Below are 16,699 nucleotides of genomic sequence, written 5' to 3' on the forward strand. Positions count from 1 at the left end.
CGGTTACATTCCGAACCCGGAAGTTAAGCCTGCCAGCGCCGATGGTACTGCACCGGGGACGGTGTGGGAGAGTAGGACGCCGCCGGACAATCTTTGGTATGTGGGAGGGCCATCCTTTGTGGGTGGCCCTTCCGCATTTCCGGGGGTGTTTCTTTTCTCTGGGTTCCCGTGGTGGGTGTTTCGCTGGCGGGTTTTTTTCCCGCGCCTGCTGGGGTGGGTGGCGTTTGGTGGGTGGTGCCCCGGTCGTGTTGGCCGGGGCTTTCGCATGTCCAGGGCCCGTTTTGCGGGGTGTCGGCGGCGTTGCTGAGGTGTGCTGAGGTGTTCCGGGACGCCGCGGGGAATGGTGCGGGAGGACCGGAGCTTCCAGCCGGCGCAGTGACGTCCCGACCCTAACCACCGGGCAGACGCTTGACGAGGTCATCAAGGCAGGGACAGCCCTGCGGCTGGAGTCACCCGGGCGGCTCGGCGCGCCGGGAGGACAGCGGCGAGGAGTCCGGCAAGGGCGGCGACAAGGACGACGATGCCGAGGGACAACCACGGGACGTGCGTGGTGGCGTCGCTGAGAGCCCGCTTCACGATCGTCTCGTAGCCGACCCAGGCGAACCCGACGCCGATTACGGTGCCGAGCAGGGTGGCCGCCACTGACAGCAGCACCGCCTCGATCGCCAGCATCCGCCGTAGCTGTCTGCGGGTGAGCCCGAGTGCGCGCAGCATCGCGTGTTCGCGGGCGCGTTCGAGCACGGAGAGCCCCAGGGTGTTGGCGATCCCGATCAGGGCGATCACGACGGCGATGCCGAGCAGGCCGAGCGCCGACCAGGTGTAGATTCCCAGCTGCTGGTCCAGCGACTGCCAGGTCCGCAACCCGCTCTCGGTGGTCGCGCCGACCGGATCCGCCAGCTCGTCCAGGGCGACACCGACCCGAGCCGGGTCGGCTCCGGAGGAGGCGCGAATCCAGATGACACGAGGTTCGGCGGCGTCGGTGAGCGTCGCCAGCGTCTCCGGCGCGACCACACCGGCTGGGCCCCAGCCGGTGCCGACGGCGACCTGTAACCGGGCTCGCCGGTCGCCGACGCGAACGGTGACCCGGTCGCCTGCCCGAAGACTCAGGTTCTTGCCGAAGGCCTCGGAGTCGATTCTGATCTTTCCCGGTTCGACCCGGGCGAACGCCCCGCCGTCGCGGGCCACCTGTGCCGCGGCCGGTGCGGCGACGACCGGGATCGGGTTGTCGAGTCCGGCCACTCGGGCCACGGCGCCGTCGACGGCAATGGCCTGGTCCACACCGGGAGTGTGACGTACTCGTTCGAGGAGGTCGGTGGTGACCGGCTCCTTAGGCGAGGTGAGCGTGACATCGACGGGGTGGTCCCTGCCGATCTGCTCGTCCAGCGACGAACGCCACGTGGCCATCCCGGTGAGCACGGCGGTCGTCAGGGTGATGCCGACCAGCAGGGAGGCAGTGGTGGTGGCGGTCCGCCGCGGATTGCGCACGGCGTTCTTGGTCGCCAGCGTCCCGGCGGGACCGAGCAACGCGCCGATGATCCGAACCAGGCGGGGAACGAGCACCGGTCCGAAGATGAGCACGCCGGCGAACACCGCTCCGCCGCCTGCCACCATGACCGGCGTACTGCCCAGGGCCATCGCCACCCCGAGCAGGACCAGCCCGACGACCAGGAGGATCGCGGCGAGTGCCGGCCGCACCAGGCCGGTGGCCGTCCGCACGTCGACCGGAGCATCCGGGCGCAGCGCCGCCAGAGGGCTCACCCGCACCACCCGCCGGGTCGGCAACCAGGACGCGACCATGGTGACCACCAGACCGATGGCGAACCCCCCGAGCAGCCAGGGCGTGGGCAGTGCGGCGGCGCCCATCGGAATGGCGGGCGTGAAGGCGTTGATCAGGGCGACCAGGCCGTACCCGAGACCGATACCGATCAGTGTCCCGGCCAGCGACGCGAGCACCCCGACGACGGCCGCCTCGCGGCGTACTGAACGCACCACCTGCCGCCGGGTCGAGCCGATGCAGCGCAGCAGTGCGAAGTCGCGGAGGCGTTGCGCGAACAGGATGGAGAACGTGTTCGCGATGACCAGGACCGAGACGAAGATCGCGATGCCGGCGGACAACAGCAGCATCACCGACAGGCTGTCCACCCGGTTCTGGACATAGGTCAGCCGCTCCGCGGCGAACCCGTCCGGCGACTGCGCCTTGGCGCCTTCCGGGAGCCGGCCCACCTCCCCGCGCACCGCCACCGCGCTCACGTGGAGGTGGTCGCGCCACTGCAGCAGCTGCGTCCAGGTGACGTACATCGAGGCCTGGGCCGGAGGCGAGGGCGACTCCACGAGACCGACCACTCGTACGTCGCGAGCGGCGGCGCCCTCGCCGATCCGAACCCGGTCGCCGACCTCGACATTCTCGGCCAGCGCGAAATACACGTCCGCCACCGCCTCGCCCATCGCTGCCGGGAAGCGGCCCGAGCTGCGCTTCTGCCAGCGCCATTCCTCCGAGGTGGCGATCGGCCCGACGGTCGTTTCGGAGAGCCGCCGGCCGTTCGCGCGGGCCGGCAGCGTCGCCCGGCCTGTCGCGGCCGCGTTCTCACCGTGTTGCTCGGTGTAGGCGATCGCGGTCTTCGGGTCCAGCTCGTTCGATGGCCACCCCGCCGCCGAGACCACGTGGTCGGCATTGCGGTACGGCGCCCCCAGGCCGTCCATGAGTCCGCTGTGTGCCCCGGACGTGAGCACGCCGACCACGACGACGAAGGCGACCGCGACGGCGACCGCGACGGCCGCTGCCACGTACCTGCGGATGTAGGTGCGCAGCGACGCGAGGAAGACGGTACGCATCAGACGATCCGCCCGTCCTGCATGGTGACCACGTAGTCGGCGTACGCCGCCGCGTCCCGCTCGTGCGTGACCATCACGACGGTCTGGCCGAGCTCGCGCGCCGACCGGCGCAGGTGATTAAGCACCTCCGCCGACGTGGTGCTGTCCAGGTTTCCGGTGGGCTCGTCGGCGAACAGCAGGTCCGGCTGGGTGATCAGGGCCCTGGCGATCGCGACCCGCTGCTGCTGACCGCCGGACAGCTCCGCGGGCCGGTGGCCGAGCCTGCCGGCCACGCCGAGGATGTCGGCGAGCATGTGCGCCCGCTCCCGTGCCGCGTCGTCGACCCGGCGACCGCCCAGTTCGAGCGGGAGCATGACATTCTCGCCCGCGGTGAGCATCGGCAGCAGGTTGAACGACTGGAACACGAAGCCGATGTGCTCGCGGCGGAAGACCGTGAGCGCGTCGTCGTCGAGAGATCCGAGGTCGGTGCCGGCCACGGTGACGGTGCCGCCGCTGGGCTGGTCGAGTCCGGCCAGGCAGTGCATCAGCGTGGACTTGCCCGACCCGCTCGGCCCCATGATCGCGATGAACCTGCCTCGCGGGAGGTCGAGGTCGGTGCCCCTCAGTGCATGCACCTCGGCGTCGCCTTGGCCGTAGGTCTTGGTCAGGTTCCGCGCGCTGGCGGCCACGGTGCCCTGAGTGGCTTGCCCGCTGGTGGCCGTCATGGGGCTGTAGGTCATGCCTGCAGTCAAGGCATCGTGGGGTTGCCGGCGCGTATGCGGTTTTCGATATGCCGAGGATATGTTCCGGCTCGTAGCCTCGAGAGCATGCGTGTGTTGATCGTCGAGGACGAGCCCTACCTGGCAGAAGCCGTCCGCGACGGCCTGCGCCTGGAAGCGATCGCCGCCGACATCGCCGGTGACGGCGACACCGCTCTCGAACTGCTGACCGTCAACGCCTACGACATCGCCGTCCTCGACCGCGATGTCCCCGGCCCCTCCGGGGACGAGATAGCCAAGCGCATCGTCGCCTCCGGCAGCGGCATGCCCATCCTCATGCTCACCGCCGCCGACCGGCTCGACGACAAGGCCTCCGGGTTCGGGCTCGGCGCCGACGACTACCTCACGAAGCCCTTCGCACTCAAAGAACTCGTGCTCCGTCTCAGAGCACTCGACCGCAGGCGTGCCCACAACAGACCACCCGTACGCGAGATGGCAGGGCTGCGTCTGGATCCGTTCCGCCGTGAGGTCTTCCGCGACGGCCGCTTCGTCGCGCTCACCCGGAAACAGTTCGCCGTGCTCGAAGTCCTCGTGGCCGCCGACGGCGGTGTCGTCAGCGCCGAAGAACTCTTGGAGCGGGCATGGGACGAGAACGCCGACCCTTTCACGAACGCTGTGCGCATCACTGTCTCGGCACTGCGTAAACGGCTCGGCGAACCCGGGATCATCGCCACCGTGCCCGGCGTCGGCTACCGCATCCACACGAAACCCGACGCCGGGCGTGAGGAACGGGACCGTGGATAGGGCGCCTGGGTTGAGCGTTCGCATCAAACTCACCCTCAGCTACGCCGGGTTCCTCATGCTTGCCGGCGCCTTGCTGCTCGCTGCCGTGTGGATGTTCCTGCTGCGCTACGTACCCGACGGTTGGCCCGGCCTTCTCGGCGTAACACCCAACCGGTACCTCCTCCTGGTCACCTTCGCGCCGGCCGCGGCCATCGTGTTGGCGTTCCTGCTGGTGTTCGGCCTCGTGGGAGGGTGGATTCTCGCCGGCCGCATGCTCGCTCCGCTGACCCGCATCACGGACGCGACACGCGTGGCCGCGAGCGGGTCGCTCTCCCACCGCATCCACTTGGAAGGCCGCAGGGACGAGTTCCGCGAACTCGCCGACGCCTTCGACGCCATGCTCGCGCGGCTCGAAGCACACGTCGCCGAGCAACAGAGATTCGCGGCCAACGCCTCGCACGAATTGCGCACCCCGCTGGCGATCTCGCAGTCACTTCTCGACGTGGCCCGCAGCGATCCGGAACACGATCACGGCGAACTCGTCGGCCGCCTTCACGCCGTCAACGCTCGAGCGATCGCCCTCACGGAGGCGCTACTCCTGCTCAGCCGCCCTCACCAGGAGTCCGTCGCCCGAGAGCCCGTCGACCTGTCCCTACTCGGGGAAGAGGCCGCCGAGACACTGCTCCCGCTCGCCGAGAAGCGCGGTGTCACGATCGAGACCTCCGGTGAGATCACCATGGTCGGCGGATCGCATGCGCTCCTGCTGCAGATGACGACGAACCTCCTGCACAATGCGATCGTGCACAACCTGCCCGAACGGGGCAGCGTGCGGCTCACGACCAGCGTCCGCCCCGAGACCGCGGTGCTCACCGTCGAAAACAGCGGCGAGAGACTGTCTCCAGACTTGGTCTCGACGCTCACCGAACCGTTCCAGCGGGGCACCGGAAGAGTACGCGACGACCACACAGGCGTCGGTCTCGGCCTGGCGATCGTCAAGAGGATCACCCAGGTACACGGCGGATCCCTCACCGTCGTCCCCCGCCCCGCGGGCGGACTCCGTGTCGTCGTCGAGCTGCCCGCACCACCATCGAATGCGGGCGAACAGTCAGGCACGCGAATTGACACCGGTCAGCAGCGGGGATAGGACCTGACGGTGAGCCGTGGATCGACGCCGCCCGAGGTGACCGCTGAGCGAATGGTCCGGGTCCCCGCAGGGAGGATTCTCCTTCGGGACGAGGGGACGCAGACGAACTGGGTGGCGGAGGTCGAGGAGTTCCTGCTCGCGCCCTATCCGGTGACCGCCGAGCTGTATCGATGCATCACGAACGAGACTCCGTCGAACTCAGGGGAGCCGCTGACGCCGGTGACCGAGGTCTCGTGGAACGACGCCGTTCGGTTCTGCAACCTCCTCTCGGAGACGGCGGGGATGACTCCGTGCTACTCGATCGGGGGAGACGTCAACGCCCAGGACGTGATCTGCGACTGGGATGCCGACGGCTACCGGCTGCCGTCCGAGGCGGAGTGGGAGTACGCGTGCCGGGCCGGAACGACCGGCGTGCGGTACGGGGAGCTTGACGAGATCGCCTGGTATCGGGAGAACTCGGGCGGGCGGGTGCACGACGTCGGGTCCAAGGAGCCGAACGCGTGGGGCCTGTACGACATGATCGGAAACGTGTGGGAATGGTGCTGGGACGTCTACGACGCCACGGTGTACGGCCCCTACCGCGTGTTCCGCGGGGGAGGAGCGCATGACCTGCCTCGGGGATGCCGGGCGTCGTGCCGCCGCAAGAGCCACCCGACGTTCCGCATCGACGACCTCGGCTTCCGCCTCGCCCGATCGGTCCGAAGCCCATCTGTCTGAACCGCTCTGTCTGAGCTGACTCTGGCTGAACCGGCTCCGTCCGAATCTGCTCTGTCTCGCTGCGCTCCGCCGGAGCGCGGCCGTTACGCCGGGGGCGGCGTGACCGCGGCCTTCAGCAGGGGCTCGATGCGGAAGGGGATCTGGGTCGACAGGGCGATCGTGGTGTCGGTCCGCTGGATGGCGGGCGAGGCGAGGATCCGGGCGATGATCTCCTGAAGGTGCGGGGTGCTGCGCGCGGCCACGCGGCACAGCAGGTCGGCCTGGCCGCTGGTGCCGTACACCTCGAGGATCTCCGGGACGTCGGTCAGCCACTGCACGGCCTCGGTCAGCCGGCCCTGGGCGATCTGCAGGGACGCGAAGGCGAGGATCGGGTAGCCGATCTGCTCCGTCCCGATCGTCGGGCCGAAGTCGCTGATGACGCCGCGCGCGGTGAGCTTGTCGAGCCGCGCCTGCACCGTGCCGCGGGCCACGCCGAGGAGGCGGGCCAGTTCGGTGAGCCCGATTCGGGGGTGGGCCCGCATGGTGGTCAGCAGGCGGCTGTCGAGCGCGTCGAGCATGCGCCGAGGGTACGCCTCGACTGAGCGGATCGACCAGTGTTACCCACCACAAACGCACCGTTTTGAGTGTTTCGCACACCTCGACTGGTCACTCTTGCCAGCCAAACGATTACTTGCTGTCCTATGGGAGTATGTTCGAAGAAGCGCAGTATTTCGCCCCGGTGGCGACGGCGGATGACGGGTCCGTCGTCGTCGAGTTGGCCACGAGCCACCCCGGTTTCGCGGACGCCGTCTACCGCCAGCGGCGCAACGCGATCGCGGCGCTGGCGCTCGGTCACACCCCCGGTGATCCCATCCCCATGGCCGAGTACACCGACGAGGAGCACCACGTGTGGGCGCTCGTCACCAAGGAACTGGCGGTCAAGCACCAGAAGTACGCGGTGCGCGAGTTCCTCGACGCGGCCAAGCGGCTCGGCCTGCCGGAGGACCGCATTCCGCAACTCCAGGAGGTCGGCGACCTCCTTGAACCGCTGACCGGGTTCCGCTACCTGCCGGCGGCCGGGCTGGTTCCGCTCCGTGAGTTCTACGGCGTCCTGGCGGACGGCCTGTTCCACTCCACCCAGTACATCCGGCACCATTCCGTGCCCTTCTACACCCCCGAGCCGGATGTCATCCACGAGGTGATCGGGCACGCGAACACCCTGGCCTCGCCCCGCTTCGCCGCGCTGTACCGGGCCGCGGGCCGGGCGGCGCGTCGGATGGAGACCGACGAGGCGCTGGAGTTCGTGTCCAAGGTGTTCTGGTTCACCATGGAGTTCGGCGTCATGCGGGAGGACGGCGAACTCAGGGCGTACGGCGCGGGGATCCTCAGCTCGTACGGCGAGATCGAGGAGTTCCGCGGGATGGACATCCGCCCGCTCGACCTCGCCGCGATGGGGACCACCCACTACGACATCACGAAATACCAGGAGGTGCTCTTCGAGGCGGCCTCGTTCGACCACCTCGAAGACACGGTCGGGACGTTCTGGGACACCTGCGACGACAACACGATCGCCCGTCTGCTCGCTACGTCCTCGGCGTGAGCAGACCCGGGAGCAGGCTCGTTAGCAGGCCCGGGAGCAGGTTCAGCGCGCGCCGACGATCAGCAGGGCGTCGCCGACTCCCCGCTCGGCGCCGTCGGACGGACGGTTGACCACCTTCTTGCCGATGACCATGGTGGTCGACCCGCCGCCGTCCAGGTTGATCGCGTCGCGCGCGCCGAGCCAGCGCATGAGCTCGGCGGCCTCGAAGAACGAGGCGCCGATCGTGCTGCCCGGCGCGCGGCCGTCGACGACCGCGATGAGGAGCTTGCCGTCGCGGGTGACGCCCGCGAGCGTGCGCGGGTGGCGCCGCAGGATCATGTTGGTGTTGGCCATGCCGTCCCGCGCCGCGGTGATGGAGGTCCTGCCGTTCCGGACCAGGCCGATCGCGCCGCCGATGATGTTGGTCTCCGGGGTCAGCGGGATCGCCTTGTTCGTCCGCAGGTCGGTGACCCGGGTCGTGACCGTGATGGTCGTGCCTTCGCCCGCGTGCTGCGCCAGCCAGCCGGCGGCGGCTCCGACGCCGTGCAGCACACGGGTGCCGGGCTTCACGGGACCGCCGGACCCGCGGACGGCGGTCACCCTGCCGGCGGCGTCGAGGACCACCTCGGTCCCGTCGTCCTGCGGGGTGTCCCGTCCGAGTTCCTCGGTGTACATGACCAGTTCGTCCGGCTTCGGCACGCGGTTGAGGCCGGTCACCTCGGCCGTGGCCCCGTCGGCGGCCCGGGCGGCGACCGAGGACGACAGCTCGGTGACGCGGGCCGTACGGCCCCGCAGGACCAGGCCCACGCGGCCGGCGACGGCCTCGCTGAGCAGCTTGCCGCCGACGACGGAGATGCCGGTGGGATCGCCGCGGAAGGCCGGCAGTGTGTGGATGTCGAAGAAGCCGCCGTTCACGGCGGCGAGCGCCTTGGCGGCGGAGGCCATGGCCGAGACCTTCTCCCGCGTGGCGACGCTCGTGCCCAGGGACGCCCGGTAGGAGCCGCGGAACGTGCGCGGGTCGACGACGATGACCCGCACGCTCCACGGGCCGGTGGTGACGAAGCCGTCGTCGCCCTGGAAGTCGACCTTCGCGCTCACCCCGGCGTCCTTGAGCTGCTTGACGACCTCGGCGGCCTCGGCCTTCCGGTCGAGCGGCCAGCTGCCCACCCGCACCATGAAGTAGTCGCCGGCGGGGTGGTCCGCGACGGCGGGCCGGGTGAACTTCACGATGACGGGTTCGAGACCGGCCATCTGTACGGCCGTCGCCTGGGCCTGCGCGTTGGCCTCCGACATGAAGTCCTTGCCCTTGACGACGACGCTGACTGTGTATCCGTCCTGCGGCGTGCCGTGGTGGAGGGTGAAGTAACCGACTCCGGGGGCCAGGCTCTTGGCCGCCGACTTCGGGATCCCGGGCTCGCCGAGCGGGAAGCTCGTCGTCGGCAGCCCAGCGACGGGCTCGGCGGCGGCCGGAACCGAAGGGATGGTCGTCGTCAGGGCCAGTACGGCGGCCCCGACGACAAGGCGGCGTCTCATGCGATTACTCCCCATTGCTGATCCTTGCGGGACCATCGTGGCGACAATCACCAATCGAGACGAGCGAAACGCGGCAAAGCGCATGAAATTCCCAACAACAAACGGGCACTAGGGGACATAGGCCCATAAATGTCAGGGAGTGGCGGAGTCGATCTCCCGGGCCCGCTGGACGAACTCCTGCGCGGACCGGGCCTCGATGTGGACGAGCAGCCCGTCGCGCCGCCGGGACATGCCCCAGTAGTGGGCGGTGGCCTCGCCCCACCAGATGGTCCATTTGGGGAAACGCGCGGACAGAGCCCGAACCACGACCGTCGGGCTGATTTTGGGTTCGCTCATCGTGGGCACGTTTTGAGGTAAGCACGATTCAGGCAGTGAGCGCGAGTATACGAAGAGTAGTCAGGTGCGATAGGACTTACACCCGGGACGACATACCTACCTTCCGGGTGTCGGCATCTCCGCAAGGAGCCGCCCATCGAGCCCTGTAACGGTCAAATCGTCTGCTCAGGTCATCGTCTCCGCCGCGACGAGCGCGTTGACGACGGCCTCCCGGCCGGAACGACGGCCCTTCTCGATCAGGTGGTCTCGCGGCGGAAGGTCTCCAGGGCCAGCAGCGCGACGTGCAGCGACAGGCACGACTCGACGTCGTCGAGGTCGGTGTCGAGGACCCGCTCCAGCCGCCGCAGGCGGTCGTAGAACGCGGGCCGGGACAGGTGGGCCTTCTGCGCGGCCACCGCCTTGTTGCGTCCCGCGTCGAGATAGATGCGCAGGATCCTGGTCAGGTCGCCGTGCCGCTGGGCGTCGTAGGCCAGCAGGGGACCCAGCTCGCGCTCGGCGAAGGTCTGCAGCCGGGCGTCGTCGCGGAGCAGGTGCAGCAGGCCGCGCAGCCGCAGGTCGGGCAGGCGGTAGAACGGCCGCCCGTCGGGCTGGCGCACCGCGACCTCCGCCACCTGCTCGGCCTCCAGGAAGCCGCGCCGTACGTCCTTGATCGACTCCACGACCGAGCCGGCCGCCAGCACGAACGGCGTGGCGAAGTTCGCCCGCAGGCGTTCGGCCAGCGCGCCGAGCGCGGTCTCGGCGGTCATGCGGGGCGGCAGCGGCAGCAGCACTCCGACGCGGCTCTGGTCCAGCGCCCCGACCAGGGCGGGCAGCTTGGCCTCGCGGCAGGCGGCGGCGCCGGCCTCGGCGAGCTCGCCCAGCCTGGCCTGCTCGCCCAGCGCGGTGCCGGCGGGCGCGGTCAGCCGGATGACGGCGCCGACGAGCCTGCGGCCGGTGAGCGGGACCCCGACGGCGCGGGCGCGGGCGGCGGCCTCGTCGGGGTCGGCGTACGCGTGGGTGAGAATGCCGGTCAGTATGGTCCCGTGCGCCTGCCGTTCCAGGGACTCCTGGTGCCGCTCCAGCAGGCGGCCCAGCGCGAGCGTGGTCGCCGCGCGTTCGGCGAGCACGATGTCACGAGGGCTGGGCTGGCCGTCGCACAACAGGATGAGCCGTCCCCAGTCCTGTCCGCGGGCGCCGACCATGGTCACCAGCCAGCCGGCCGCGGCGTCGTACGCGGTCCGCTCGGAGGGCATGACCGCGCGCGACCTGGTCTCCCAGTTGGCCAGCACGCTCCCGGTGTCGCCCCCGGCCGCGTCGCACGCCAGGACCTGGTGGGCGAGGTTCTCCAGCAGCACCGGGTGGCCGGAGAAGCGGGCGACCTGGTTGAGCACCTCGGCCGGGGACGCGCCCTCGACCGACAGCTCGGTGAACACCTCGTGCAGCTGCTCGGAGGCCCGCAGCTCCTGGAGCTGGATGTCGATGATGCGCGCGTGGACCGACTCGGTGATCTGGACGAAGGGCGTCTCACGGGAGAGCGTGATCAGCGGCAGCCCGTGCTCCTCCGCGGCCTTGACCACCGCTCTCGGCAGCTCGCGGACGAACCGCCGGCCGAGCTCGACGATCAGGCCCGAGGCGCCGACGGCGGCCAGCTCGCCGATGTAGTCGGCCAGCTTGTCGGGCTCGCTCGGCAGCGCCACCCCGGTCGTGAGGACCAGCTCGCCGCCGCGTAACAGATGGGCGATGTCGTGGACCTCGCCCACGTGGACCCACCGGACCCGGGTGTCCAGCCGGTCGTCGCCCGCCACCACCCGGGGGCTGCCGCGCCGGACGGTGTCCAGTGCGAGCACGTCCGCGACCGTGGGGAGCATGTTTCAGAGGCTACCTGATCATTATGTAAGGATGACCCCCCACTGGCTGACAGTGTGGAGGTCTCAACCGGGCACTCCGCGTATGCGTGTGCCGAGACCGTCGAGGAGGGCCATCAGCCCGAACTCGAAGGCGAGCCGCCGGGCCACGAGCGGGTCGAAGTCCTGCTGGGCGTAGGACTGGTAGCGCTCCAGCAGGTTGGGCCGGTCGGAGGCCAGCTTGGTCATGACCGGGTCCACCGCGGCCTGCAGCTCCGTCATGCTCGTGCCGCTCGCCTTCAGCGAGCTGATGAAGGCGACCTCGGGGATCGTGGCGCCCAGCGTGTACGACACGACGGCCGTCATGGCGTAGTCCACGTCGATGCCCTCGAACCCCGCGCGGACGAAGGCGCCCATCAGCCGGTCGGACGCGGTGAGCGCGTTCGGCCCGAGCGCGGGGACCACGCCGATGAGGCTCGCGCTCCAGGGATGGTCGAAGACCGCCTGGCGCATGGCGTAGGCGAAGACGCTCGCCGCCTCCCGCCAGCCGGCCGCCTCGGGCACCACGACGCCCGAGTAGACCTCGTCCATCACGAGCTCGATCAGCTCGTCCTTGTTGGCCACGTGCCAGTAGAGGCTGGTCGCCCCCGCGCCGAGCCGGGCGCCGAGCTTGCGCATGCTGAGCGCGTCGAGGCCTTCGGCGTCGAGCAGCTCCACGGCCGCCCGGACGATCTGGTCGCGGCTGAGGCCCTGCTCGCGCCCTCCCTTGCGCGCGCGGGTCCAGACCGAGGAGAACGGCTTCGCTGACACGGCCTCACAATATTCGCTCGCACGGTGTTCGATTGAGTCGTACAGTGTCCGACACTACTCGCACACTGTTCGAGGTGACCTTCATGTCCCATCCCCGACGCTGGTGGATCCTCGGCGTCCTCTGCCTGAGCCTGCTGACCCTGGTCGTGGACAACACCGTCCTGAACCTGGCCATCCCGTCTCTCATGCGCGACCTCGGCGCCACGCCGTCCGACGTGCAGTGGGTCATCGACGCCTACGTCCTGGTCTTCGCGGGACTGCTGCTCACCGCGGGCAGCCTGTCCGACCGGTACGGCAGGCGGCGCATGCTCGTGATCGGCCTGGCGTTCTTCGGCAGCGCCTCGCTGGTGGCCACGCTCGCCACCGAGCCCTGGCAGCTCATCGCGGCCCGCGCGCTGATGGGCGTCGGCGGCTCCTGCGTGATGCCGTCGACCCTGTCGATCCTGATCACCGTGTTCGACGAGAGCGAGCGGCGCAAGGCCATCGCCGCGTGGAGCTCGGTCGCCATGGTCGGCGTCATCGCCGGCCCGACGGTCGGCGGGTTCCTGCTCCAGCACTACTACTGGGGGTCGGTCTTCCTGCTCAACGTGCCGATCGCGGTGCTGGCGATCGTCGCGGCCTTCGCGCTCATGCCGGAGACGTACGGCGAGACGCGGCGGGCCGACCCGCTCGGGGTGATCCTGTCCACGGCCGGGATGGGCGGGCTGGTCTGGGCCGTCATCTCGGCGCCCGGCGGGCACTTCAACCCTCTCGCGGTGGCGCTCTCGGCGGCCGCACTGCTGGCGTTCGTGCTGTGGGAGCGCCGCACCCCCCACTCGATGCTGCCGCTCGGCCTGTTCCGGGACCGGTCGTTCAGCGGGGCGTGCTTCTCCATCGTGCTGCTGTCGTTCGGCGCGGGCGCGCTCATGCTGGCCATCACGCAGTATCTGCAGTTCGTCCTGGGCTACGACCCGCTGAAGGCCGGGTTCGCCCTGCTGCCCTACGTGGTGGCGGCGATGGTGTTCAACGGCCTGGGCGCGTCGCTCGGCAAGAAGGTGAGCAACCGCGTGCTCATCGTCTCCGGCCTGGTCGTGATGGCCGCCGGATTCGTCCTGCTGTCCACGCTCACCGGCGGATACGGCACGCTGATCGCCGGTCTGATGGTCATGGGCGTGGGCGGCGGCCTGGCCGGCCCCGCGGCGTACGCGACGCTGATGGGCGCGGTGCCGCCCGAGCGCGCCGGGGTCGGCTCCGCGCTCAACGACACCGTGCAGCAGGTCGGCATGGCGCTGAGCGTGGCCGTCCTCGGCAGCGTGCTCGCCGCCGCGTACACCGCGGCCATGCCGGAGTCGGCGCCGCCGGCGGCCCGCGAGTCGATCGGCGTCGCGGTGACCCTGGGCGACCCCGTCGTGGCCGCCGCCGGACGCGAGGCGTTCGTGTCGGCGATGTCCGTCGGCTCGTGGGTGGGCGCGGGCTGCTCGCTCGCGGCGGCCCTGGTCGCGCTGCTGGTCCTGCGGCGCAAGGCCGCAGCGCCGGCTCCCGGGCAGGAATCCGCAGAGCCCAGCACTGTGTAACTGGCGTTCGAGGTATCCCATACAGGCTGACAGGTGAGTCGGTCGCCCGTCAGCCGGGATACTCGGAGCATGTCGGACCTTCTCGCACGCCATCGCGCGGTCATGCCGAACTGGATGGCCCTCTATTACAACGAGCCGATCGAAATCGTCGGCGGCAAGGGGAACCGCGTCGTCGACGCGAACGGGAAGAGCTATCTGGACTTCTTCGCCGGGATCCTCACCAACATGATCGGGTACGACGTGCCCGAGGTGCGCGACGCCGTCGAGCGCCAGCTCGCCACCGGCGTCGTCCACACCTCGACGCTGTACCTCATCCGCAGCCAGGTCGAGCTGGCCGAGAAGATCGCCCGCCTGTCGGGCATCCCGGACGCCAAGGTCTTCTTCACCAACTCCGGCACCGAGGCCAACGAGACGGCCCTGCTGCTGGCCACCTACGCCCGCGGGTCCGACCAGGTGCTCGCCATGCGGCAGAGCTACCACGGCCGGTCGTTCGGCGCGATCAGCGTGACCTCCAACCGGTCGTGGAAGAACAACTCGCTGTCGCCGCTCAACGTGCACTTCCTGCACGGCGCCGACCGGCACCTGACGCAGTTCCGCGGCATGTCGGACGCCGATTACATCGCGGCCTGCGTGGACGACCTACGCCATGTGCTCGCCACGGCCGTCAGCAAGGACGTCGCCGCCCTGATCGCCGAGCCGATCCAGGGCGTGGGCGGCTTCACCATGGCCCCCGACGGGCTGTTCGCCGCCTACAAGGAGGTCCTCGACGAGGAGGGCATCCTGTTCGTCTCCGACGAGGTGCAGACCGGTTGGGGCCGTACGGGCTCGGCGTTCTTCGGGATCCAGAACCACGGCGTGACGCCCGACATGATGACCTTCGCCAAGGGGCTCGGCAACGGCTTCGCCGTCGGCGGGATCGTGGCGCGCGGCGACCTCATGGACGGCCCGCACGCCGTGGGACTGTCCACCTTCGGCGGCAACCCGATCTCGATGGCGGCGGCCAACGCGACGCTCGACTACGTGCTCGACCACGACCTGCAGGCCAACGCGGCGCGCACCGGCGAGATCATCATCTCCGGGCTGCGCGAGGCCGCCGGGCGGCTGCCCGTCGTGGGGGAGGTGCGGGGCAAGGGCCTGATGTTCGCGATCGAGCTGGTCGATCCCGCCACCGGCGCGCCCGCCCCCGCGCTGGCCGCCCGCTTCATGGAGGAGACCAAGAGGCTCGGCCTGCTCGCGGGCAAGGGCGGGCTGTACGGCAGCACGCTGCGCATGGCTCCGCCGCTCACGCTCACCGAGGACGAGGCCCGCGAGGGCCTGGGCATCCTCGTCACCGCTCTGGAGGCCGTCAACGATGAAGCACGTTAACCACTGGATCGGCGGCGAGATCGTCGAGGGCGCCGGCCGTACAGCCGAGGTGTTCGACCCGGCGACCGGCGAGGTGAGCGGGCAGGTGTCGCTCGCCACGGCCGAGGAGGTCGACGCGGCGGTCGAGGCCGCCGCGCGGGCATACCCCGCCTGGCGCGACGCCTCGCTGGTGAAGCGCGCCGCGGTCCTGTTCCGGTTCCGCGAGCTGCTCGACGCGCACCGCGACGACCTGGCCGCGCTGATCACGGCCGAGCACGGCAAGGTGCACTCCGACGCGCTGGGGGAGGTGGCCCGCGGCCTGGAGGTCGTGGAGTTCGCCTGCGGCATCCCCCACCTGCTCAAGGGCGGCTATTCGGAGAACGTCTCGACCCGGGTCGACTCCTACTCGATCCGCCAGCCGCTCGGCGTGGTGGCGGGCATCACGCCGTTCAACTTCCCGGCGATGGTGCCGATGTGGATGTTCCCGGTGGCGATCGCCTGCGGGAACACATTCGTGCTCAAGCCCTCCGAGCGTGACCCCTCCGCCTCCCTGCTCCTCGCCGAGCTGTGGCAGCGGGCCGGCCTGCCGGACGGCGTGTTCAACGTGGTGCAGGGCGACAAGGCGGCGGTGGACCGGCTGCTGGAGCACCCGTCCGTACGGGCCGTGTCGTTCGTCGGCTCCACGCCGATCGCGCGGTACGTGTACGAGACCGGCACGGCTCACGGCAAGCGGGTGCAGGCGCTCGGCGGGGCCAAGAACCACATGCTCGTGCTGCCCGACGCCGACCTCGACCTGGTCGCCGACTCGGCCGTCTCGGCGGGCTTCGGCTCGGCGGGGGAGCGGTGCATGGCGATCTCCGTGGTGCTCGCGGTCGACCCGATCGGCGACGAGCTGGTCGAGAAGATCGTGTCGCGGGTGCGGGAGCTCCAGATCGGTCCCGGAGACGACCCCGAGTCGCAGATGGGCCCGCTCGTCACCGCCGCCCACCGCGACAAGGTGGCGTTCTACCTCGACCTCGGCGTCGAGGAGGGGGCCAAGCTCGTGGTCGACGGCAGGGAGACCCCCGTGCGCGGCGGCCGGGAGAAGGGCTTCTGGCTCGGCCCGACCGTCCTCGACCACGTGCCGCCGAACTCCCGCGTCCACCGCGAGGAGATCTTCGGCCCGGTGCTGTCGATCGTGCGCGTCCGCTCGTACGAGGAGGGCCTGGAGCTGATCAACACCGGCGAGTACGGCAACGGCACGGCGATCTTCACCAACGACGGCGGCGCCGCCCGGCGCTTCCAGAACGAGGTGGAGGTCGGCATGGTCGGCGTCAACGTGCCGATCCCGGTGCCGATGGCCTTCTACAGCTTCGGCGGCTGGAAGGCCTCGCTGTTCGGCGACACCCACGTGCACGGCACCGAGGGGGTCCACTTCTACACCAGGGGCAAGGTCGTCACCTCGCGGTGGCTCGATCCCTCCCACGGCGGCGTGAACCTGGGCTTCCCGACCAACGCCTGACGGCGCAGGCGACGCCCCGAGCCGGCGGGGCCCAGTAGGCTCGGGGCGTCCGTCTTTTGTCAGGGCA

General features: G+C 70.1%; 14 protein-coding genes and 1 rRNA gene. 8 read left to right on the forward strand and 7 right to left on the reverse strand.

From position 1 onward, the window contains the following. Nucleotides 1-88: ribosomal RNA gene (rrf, locus tag ACIBK1_RS27470) — 5S ribosomal RNA — on the forward strand; the annotation flags it as partial. 332 nt (nt 89-420) lie between these two features. On the opposite strand, the gene ACIBK1_RS27475 is transcribed toward rrf, so the two are convergent. Together ACIBK1_RS27475 and ACIBK1_RS27480 are read right to left on the reverse strand one after the other, a co-directional pair. Beyond that, nucleotides 421-2,832, reverse strand: coding sequence for an ABC transporter permease (locus tag ACIBK1_RS27475; RefSeq protein WP_396738609.1), 2,412 nt, complete (start codon nt 2,830-2,832; stop codon nt 421-423). Then, nucleotides 2,832-3,551: an ABC transporter ATP-binding protein gene (locus ACIBK1_RS27480; protein ID WP_396738611.1), complete on the reverse strand. Its 720-nt coding sequence runs from the start codon at nt 3,549-3,551 to the stop codon at nt 2,832-2,834. Before ACIBK1_RS27480 ends, ACIBK1_RS27475 begins: the two co-directional genes overlap by 1 nt. Nucleotides 3,552-3,638: 87 nt before the next feature. Here ACIBK1_RS27480 and ACIBK1_RS27485 point away from each other — a divergent pair, with 87 nt between their 5' ends. The 3 genes from ACIBK1_RS27485 to ACIBK1_RS27495 are packed head-to-tail and all read left to right on the forward strand — an operon-like array spanning nt 3,639 to nt 6,174. Continuing rightward, nucleotides 3,639-4,334 (forward strand): response regulator transcription factor, encoded by a 696-nt coding sequence (locus tag ACIBK1_RS27485; protein ID WP_357322176.1) that lies wholly within the window; start codon nt 3,639-3,641, stop codon nt 4,332-4,334. A 10-nt stretch (nt 4,335-4,344) separates the two neighbouring features. Continuing rightward, a complete protein-coding gene (locus ACIBK1_RS27490; RefSeq protein ID WP_396738613.1) occupies nt 4,345-5,457 on the forward strand; it encodes a sensor histidine kinase in 1,113 nt (370 codons plus the stop codon). 51 nt (nt 5,458-5,508) lie between these two features. Then, entirely contained in the window at nt 5,509-6,174 is a 666-nt protein-coding gene (locus ACIBK1_RS27495; RefSeq protein WP_051762705.1) for a formylglycine-generating enzyme family protein, read from the forward strand. Between the two features lie 83 nt (nt 6,175-6,257). Here the strand turns inward: ACIBK1_RS27495 and ACIBK1_RS27500 are convergent, their stop codons facing one another. Continuing rightward, a complete protein-coding gene (locus ACIBK1_RS27500) occupies nt 6,258-6,731 on the reverse strand; it encodes an Lrp/AsnC family transcriptional regulator (protein WP_030512013.1) in 474 nt (157 codons plus the stop codon). A gap of 131 nt (nt 6,732-6,862) precedes the next feature. Between ACIBK1_RS27500 and ACIBK1_RS27505 the strand changes: the two genes are divergently transcribed. Further along, complete coding sequence (locus ACIBK1_RS27505; RefSeq protein WP_030512012.1) at nt 6,863-7,753, forward strand: phenylalanine 4-monooxygenase; 891 nt, start codon at nt 6,863-6,865, stop codon at nt 7,751-7,753. A gap of 42 nt (nt 7,754-7,795) precedes the next feature. Here the strand turns inward: ACIBK1_RS27505 and ACIBK1_RS27510 are convergent, their stop codons facing one another. The 4 genes from ACIBK1_RS27510 to ACIBK1_RS27525 all read right to left on the reverse strand — a co-directional run bounded on the left by ACIBK1_RS27510 (nt 7,796) and on the right by ACIBK1_RS27525 (nt 12,234). Next, entirely contained in the window at nt 7,796-9,265 is a 1,470-nt protein-coding gene (locus ACIBK1_RS27510; protein WP_030512011.1) for a phosphodiester glycosidase family protein, read from the reverse strand. A 132-nt stretch (nt 9,266-9,397) separates the two neighbouring features. Continuing rightward, entirely contained in the window at nt 9,398-9,601 is a 204-nt protein-coding gene (locus ACIBK1_RS27515) for a hypothetical protein (RefSeq protein WP_076441269.1), read from the reverse strand. A gap of 236 nt (nt 9,602-9,837) precedes the next feature. Continuing rightward, nucleotides 9,838-11,448: a PucR family transcriptional regulator gene (locus ACIBK1_RS27520; protein ID WP_030512010.1), complete on the reverse strand. Its 1,611-nt coding sequence runs from the start codon at nt 11,446-11,448 to the stop codon at nt 9,838-9,840. Between the two features lie 63 nt (nt 11,449-11,511). Further along, nucleotides 11,512-12,234 (reverse strand): TetR/AcrR family transcriptional regulator C-terminal domain-containing protein, encoded by a 723-nt coding sequence (locus ACIBK1_RS27525; protein ID WP_030512009.1) that lies wholly within the window; start codon nt 12,232-12,234, stop codon nt 11,512-11,514. 83 nt (nt 12,235-12,317) lie between these two features. Here ACIBK1_RS27525 and ACIBK1_RS27530 point away from each other — a divergent pair, with 83 nt between their 5' ends. The 3 genes from ACIBK1_RS27530 (at nt 12,318) to ACIBK1_RS27540 (ending at nt 16,632) form a co-directional block, all read left to right on the forward strand. Continuing rightward, nucleotides 12,318-13,787 (forward strand): MFS transporter, encoded by a 1,470-nt coding sequence (locus ACIBK1_RS27530; RefSeq protein ID WP_396738616.1) that lies wholly within the window; start codon nt 12,318-12,320, stop codon nt 13,785-13,787. A gap of 69 nt (nt 13,788-13,856) precedes the next feature. Continuing rightward, nucleotides 13,857-15,152 (forward strand): aspartate aminotransferase family protein, encoded by a 1,296-nt coding sequence (locus ACIBK1_RS27535; protein ID WP_076441275.1) that lies wholly within the window; start codon nt 13,857-13,859, stop codon nt 15,150-15,152. Further along, a complete protein-coding gene (locus ACIBK1_RS27540) occupies nt 15,139-16,632 on the forward strand; it encodes a CoA-acylating methylmalonate-semialdehyde dehydrogenase (protein WP_396738618.1) in 1,494 nt (497 codons plus the stop codon). The genes ACIBK1_RS27535 and ACIBK1_RS27540 overlap by 14 nt, the downstream gene beginning before the upstream one ends. Nucleotides 16,633-16,699: the final 67 nt, after the last annotated feature.

The sequence above is a fragment of the Microbispora rosea genome (assembly GCF_044460045.1).
Taxonomy (GTDB): Bacteria; Actinomycetota; Actinomycetes; order Streptosporangiales; family Streptosporangiaceae; genus Microbispora; species Microbispora rosea.

Bases quoted from the DNA above. Each gene is read 5' to 3' on its own strand.
- ACIBK1_RS27540 (WP_396738618.1), top strand. From the start codon at position 15,139: ATGAAGCACGTTAACCACTGGATCGGCGGCGAGATCGTCGAGGGCGCC.
- ACIBK1_RS27500 (WP_030512013.1), bottom strand. From the start codon at position 6,731: ATGCTCGACGCGCTCGACAGCCGCCTGCTGACCACCATGCGGGCCCAC.
- ACIBK1_RS27535 (WP_076441275.1), top strand. From the start codon at position 13,857: ATGTCGGACCTTCTCGCACGCCATCGCGCGGTCATGCCGAACTGGATG.
- ACIBK1_RS27530 (WP_396738616.1), top strand. From the start codon at position 12,318: ATGTCCCATCCCCGACGCTGGTGGATCCTCGGCGTCCTCTGCCTGAGC.
- ACIBK1_RS27520 (WP_030512010.1), bottom strand. From the start codon at position 11,448: ATGCTCCCCACGGTCGCGGACGTGCTCGCACTGGACACCGTCCGGCGC.
- ACIBK1_RS27495 (WP_051762705.1), top strand. From the start codon at position 5,509: ATGGTCCGGGTCCCCGCAGGGAGGATTCTCCTTCGGGACGAGGGGACG.
- ACIBK1_RS27510 (WP_030512011.1), bottom strand. From the start codon at position 9,265: ATGAGACGCCGCCTTGTCGTCGGGGCCGCCGTACTGGCCCTGACGACG.
- ACIBK1_RS27485 (WP_357322176.1), top strand. From the start codon at position 3,639: ATGCGTGTGTTGATCGTCGAGGACGAGCCCTACCTGGCAGAAGCCGTC.
- ACIBK1_RS27475 (WP_396738609.1), bottom strand. From the start codon at position 2,832: ATGCGTACCGTCTTCCTCGCGTCGCTGCGCACCTACATCCGCAGGTAC.
- ACIBK1_RS27515 (WP_076441269.1), bottom strand. From the start codon at position 9,601: ATGAGCGAACCCAAAATCAGCCCGACGGTCGTGGTTCGGGCTCTGTCC.
- ACIBK1_RS27505 (WP_030512012.1), top strand. From the start codon at position 6,863: ATGTTCGAAGAAGCGCAGTATTTCGCCCCGGTGGCGACGGCGGATGAC.
- ACIBK1_RS27480 (WP_396738611.1), bottom strand. From the start codon at position 3,551: ATGACCTACAGCCCCATGACGGCCACCAGCGGGCAAGCCACTCAGGGC.